We start from the raw sequence: 324 nt of genomic DNA on the forward strand, positions 1-324 counted from the left end.
CTTCTGGTAGCCTGCAATGACCACCTCGATGCTCTCTTCCAGGTCAGACTGGGTCACGCTCTTGCGGCCTGCACGGACGGCCCGCAGCGCGGCTTCGTTGACGATGGTGGCCAGCTCGGCACCGGACGCGCCGGAGGCCATCCGGGCCACGGTGGTAAAGTCGATGCCCGGGGCCAGCGCAACCTTCTAAGCGTGGACCTTCAGGATCTCCTCGCGGCCCTTGAGGTCGGGCAGCTCCACGGGCACTCGGCGGTCAAAGCGGCCGGGGCGGGTCAGGGCAGGGTCAAGGGATTCTGGACGGTTGGTGGCGGCCAGAATGATGAC

At 67.0% G+C, this 324-nt stretch carries 1 pseudogene; it reads right to left on the minus strand.

Annotated elements, in window-relative coordinates:
- A pseudogene (locus tag P0G09_RS16755) lies at nucleotides 1-324 on the minus strand (AAA family ATPase); the annotation flags it as partial.

The organism is Faecalibacterium sp. DFI.5.82, from assembly GCF_029076575.1.
In the GTDB taxonomy this organism is placed as follows: domain Bacteria; phylum Bacillota; class Clostridia; order Oscillospirales; family Ruminococcaceae; genus Faecalibacterium; species Faecalibacterium duncaniae.